This window comes from Natronomonas sp., assembly GCF_036625485.1.
Lineage (GTDB): Archaea > Halobacteriota > Halobacteria > Halobacteriales > Haloarculaceae > Natronomonas.
In genome coordinates, this window is record NZ_JAZKTR010000189.1 from 1 (window position 1) to 4,051 (window position 4,051).

Consider the following 4,051-nt stretch of genomic DNA (forward strand, 5'->3'; position numbering starts at 1 on the left):
ACCATCTCCTTGACGCCGGAGATGGGGTCGAAGACGGCGCCGCCCTCGTAGTCCTCGCTTTCCTGCTGGCCCTTGGAGGGGAGGGCGTACTCGCCGTGAATCTCGTGGAGGACGTACATGTCGACGGCGTCGCCGGGCGTCGTGGCGTCCTCGAGTTTACACCCGACGAAGGAGGCGACCTCCTCCCAGAACTCGACGATGTTCTGCTTGCGGTCGAGTTCGACACACAGCTCGACGTCCCGGAGGTTGTACTCGAGCAGGCGCTCGGGGTCGTCCTCCCAGAGGTCGCCGATGTCGCCGGTGTAGCGTTCCTTGCCGACGCCCAGCTCCTCCTCGCCGACGGCATCGAGCCGATAGGAGTCGAGTTCGGAGAACTGGGTGCGCTGGTAGGCATACAGCAGGTCGAAGACGACGCGGCCCTTGATGTTCGGGCCGCCCCACCCCGAATCCCAGACCTCGTTCACCCGCGAGAGGCGGTCCGACTCGAGACGGTCGTGGCGGCTCTGCAGGCGGTCGATGCGGTCGATGAGGTAGGGCGCGTCGAAGTCGTCGAAGTTCCAGCCGGTCAGGACGTCGGGGTCGGTCTCGTCGATGTAATCGAGGTAGTCGACGAGCATGTCGGCCTCCTCGCTGAAGGCGCGGATGTCGACGTCGACCTCGCCGTCGCCGAGGGGGTCGTAGCCCTCGACTGCTTCCGGCCCCGGAACGCCCTCTGGGGATTCGTAGAGCCAGATGACGTACTCGTCGCGGTAGGCGTCGTGGCTGGTCAGACAGATGATGGTCTGTTCGCCGTCCTCGGGGAAGCCGTGGCGGTCGTCGACCTCGATGTCGAGGGTGTGGACGCGGGTGTCGGCCTCGAAATCGACCGCGTCGAGTTCGGTATGGTGGATCTTCAGGCTGCCGCCGTCGTCCTCGCGGGCCGGCACCCGGATGCCGCTGGTGATGTCCTTGTCGATGAGCAGGCGGTTCGGGAAGAGGATGTCCGCCTCGTAGTGGTCGAAGCGGTCCCGGAGTTCACCGACGTCCCGTGGCGTCTGGCCGAACACCTTGAGGAGGTCCTCGCCACGGATGGACTCGTAGACGACGGCCTCCCGCTCGTCGTGGTCGCCGATATCGTAGCCCTCGGCAGCGAGGTCGCCGTAGGTTTCGACGCCGGTCAGGCGGTCGTGGTCGAGACGGGAATCGACGATATCGGCCTGGGTGAGCGGTTCTTCGGCGTCGACCGCGAGGTCCAGTTCCGTGATCGGCGTATAGAAGTAGGGTTTGAAGCCGTAGACGCGGACGTGGATAGGGTCGTTCTCGTCGTCGCGGCCGAAGACGTGGAGGACGGGGTGTTCGTCGTCGCCGCGTCCCTCGATGGTGTAGTCGACCTGCGTGACAGAACACTCGACGTGACCGTCGGCGTCGGGGAAGCGATATTCGGAGGTATCGACGACGGCGGCGACGCCCTCGTCGCCTCCCGCGACGGCGGCGGCTTCCTCGGCGGGCCGTTCGGCGTTGCTGCCGTCGTCGCCGAACGCCCCGAGGGTCCCCTGTTTCATGAGATAGCGTGCCTTGTCGCTCCTCGGTAAAAACCCCGATGTTCCACCATCGATTTATAAATTCATCGCCGGACTCACTGGCCGTGTCATGGATTGACACTGCCACAAGGGATTTATATAGAACCATCATACTGCCAACTGGTGACACCCACCATGCCCGACCCTGATACGACGAGCGAGCAGGACAGTGCGGGCGCAGCGGAGCGCCCCGAACCGGTGGTTGCCGAGGCCGTCGAGACGACGGAGGCGTACGAGACAGAGGAGGGCGTGGTATTCTACGACGCCGAGAACCCACTCGCGTGGATGCAGGCCGAGGACGTCGTCAACCTCGAAGAAGCAGCCTGACGCGGCTGACGGGACCCTTTCTGCGGTCAGTACTCGAAGTTCGTCTCGATATCGCGACCGGTCTCGGTCATCTCGACCGCGGCCTCGCTGTACTGGAGGATCTTCTGCATGTCGCCCTCGATCTCGAAGGCGCCGGACATCATCCCGTCGACGGGGCCGAGATTGCCCTCGAAGAGCTGTTTCCAGTTGCTGTAGGGGCCGCGGAACACGAAGCCGTACTCCTCGGTTTCTGGGTCGTCGACCTCGTAGGCGGCGGTACACGCGCCGTTCTCCAGGCCGAGGAAGAAGTAGACCTCCTCGCCGTCGTAGGCGGCGTCGGGTTCGACGACGAAGAGGAAATCGCCGTTGAAGCCGTCGCCCCAGCCCGCGCCGGCTTCGTCGTAGTCGTCGTTGGCGTCGAGCAGGTCGCCGTACTCCGAGATCCAAGCGTCACCGTCGGTCGGGAATTCGTATGCCATGCGTTGGCAGACAATCGACACGTGATTGGGTGTTGTCCCGGTTATGCGACGCCCCTTTATGCCGTAGCCGTACGTGGCCCCGGTATGCGCCGGGCGGTCTTCCTCGGCCGATTCCAGCCGTTCCACGAGGGCCATCACCGCGTCGTCAGCGAATATAAAACGGCGTTCGACCTCGTCATTGCCCTCGGTAGCCCCGAGAAGTCCCGCACCGCCGAAAACCCCCTGACGGCCGACGAACGGGAGTACGTCATCCGCGGCTGTCACCCGGACATCGACGTCGTCCGGGTGCACGACGAGGACCGCGGTGAGGCAGGCTATCCGGTCTGGGCCGAGCGCCTCGTCGACCGCACGGGCGCCGAGGTGGTCATCTCCGGCAACGACCTCGTCCAGCGACTCGTCCGCGAGCACACCGACGCCGAAATCGTCCAGCAGGAACTGCACACGCCCGACAGGTACTCCGGGACCGAAATCCGCCGCCGGATACGCGCCGGCGAATCGTGGCGCTCGCTTGCCCCGGACTGTTGTGCCGACCGCATCGCGGAGTTCGAGAGGGCCATTCGCGAAAGCGGATAGCCCCCACGCTTACGGGTCGAGCGGCGGAACGTCCCGATATGGCTGTCGACCCAGCCGTCGCCCATGACCGCGCCGTGTCGTTTCTGGAGGAGCGCCTGCCGCCGGGCGCTGACCGCTACGTCATCGGGGTCAGCGGCGGCATCGATTCGACCGTCGCCCTCCACCTCGCAGTCGAGGCGGTCGGCGCCGAGTGCGTGACCGGTCTCGTCCTCCCCGACCACCCGAGCGCCCCCGAGAACATGAAGGACGCTCGCGACCTCTGTGAGCGCGTCGGCGCCGAGTGGCGCGAGGCGAACATCGCCCCGCTCGTCGCCGCCTATACCGACCGGATGCCCTACGACGTCGACACGCTCTCGCTCGGGAACCTCCGGGCACGCACCCGCATGGTCTTCCTCTATCTGGAGGCCAACGTCCACGACGGCCTCGTCGTCGGCCCCGACAACCGCTCGGAGTACCTGCTCGGCTACTTCACGAAGTTCGGCGACGGCGCCGCCGACGTCCGCCCGCTCGGCGACCTTTATAAAACAGAGGTCTACGACCTCGCCGAACACGTCGGCGTCGACGAGAAGTTCATCGAGAAGACGCCGACGGCGGAGCTTTGGGCCGGGCAAACCGACGAGGGTGAGATCGGAGCGAAATACGAGAGCATCGATGCCTTCCTTCGAGCGTATGTGGATGCCGATGAGGGGGTCGAAGAGGCGGCAGATTCTGCTGGCGTCGACGGGGAGACGGCCGAGCGACTGGCCGATCTGGTCGACGGGAGCGGTCACAAACGCGACGTGCCGCCGACTGCGTCCATGCCCAACTGAACGCCTCTCGGATAGGTTGATTCTGTTTTGGCTCGGGTTCTTTTATAAATGGAATTTGATGACTGCTTGATCGCAAACGGCTGGAAAGCCCTCGGCCCGCTGGCGGTCGCTTGGTTCGAGAGAGCGAAGCTCTCTCGTCATTGCGGGAAATCGAAGATTTCCCGCTTGCAGTCAGAATCCTCCGGATTCTGACGACATCACGAAAGGCACGAAGCGCCTTTCGAACGACAGCGACATATCCTCACTTCGTTCGGATAGGGGTCGCTGAGGCGACTAAAATGAACGCCACCGCGCCTCGCCCTTTCATTCCGCCAGGGAACGGCCG

5 protein-coding genes are annotated in these 4,051 nt (G+C 64.6%); 3 read left to right on the forward strand and 2 right to left on the reverse strand.

Features of this window, described 5'->3' with window-relative positions:
• A partial coding sequence (locus V5A53_RS13420; RefSeq protein ID WP_332314125.1) for a 3'-5' exonuclease occupies positions 1-1,541 on the reverse strand: 1,541 nt, incomplete at its 3' end.
• Between the two features lie 153 nt (positions 1,542-1,694).
• On the opposite strand from V5A53_RS13420, the gene V5A53_RS13425 reads away from it, so the two are divergent.
• The gene (locus V5A53_RS13425) at positions 1,695-1,886 is read left to right on the forward strand and encodes a DUF7331 family protein (protein ID WP_442928640.1); all 192 of its coding nucleotides are present in this window, start codon (positions 1,695-1,697) and stop codon (positions 1,884-1,886) included.
• Between the two features lie 26 nt (positions 1,887-1,912).
• On the opposite strand, the gene V5A53_RS13430 is transcribed toward V5A53_RS13425, so the two are convergent.
• The gene (locus tag V5A53_RS13430) at positions 1,913-2,344 is read right to left on the reverse strand and encodes an SCP2 sterol-binding domain-containing protein (RefSeq protein ID WP_332314127.1); all 432 of its coding nucleotides are present in this window, start codon (positions 2,342-2,344) and stop codon (positions 1,913-1,915) included.
• Positions 2,345-2,428: 84 nt separating this feature from the next.
• Here V5A53_RS13430 and V5A53_RS13435 point away from each other — a divergent pair, with 84 nt between their 5' ends.
• Together V5A53_RS13435 and V5A53_RS13440 are read left to right on the forward strand one after the other, a co-directional pair.
• Complete coding sequence (locus tag V5A53_RS13435) at positions 2,429-2,917, forward strand: adenylyltransferase/cytidyltransferase family protein (RefSeq protein WP_332314128.1); 489 nt, start codon at positions 2,429-2,431, stop codon at positions 2,915-2,917.
• 38 nt (positions 2,918-2,955) lie between these two features.
• Positions 2,956-3,726, forward strand: a complete 771-nt coding sequence (locus V5A53_RS13440) for an NAD+ synthase (RefSeq protein ID WP_332314129.1) — start codon at positions 2,956-2,958, stop codon at positions 3,724-3,726.
• The last annotated feature ends 325 nt before the right edge of the window (positions 3,727-4,051 follow it).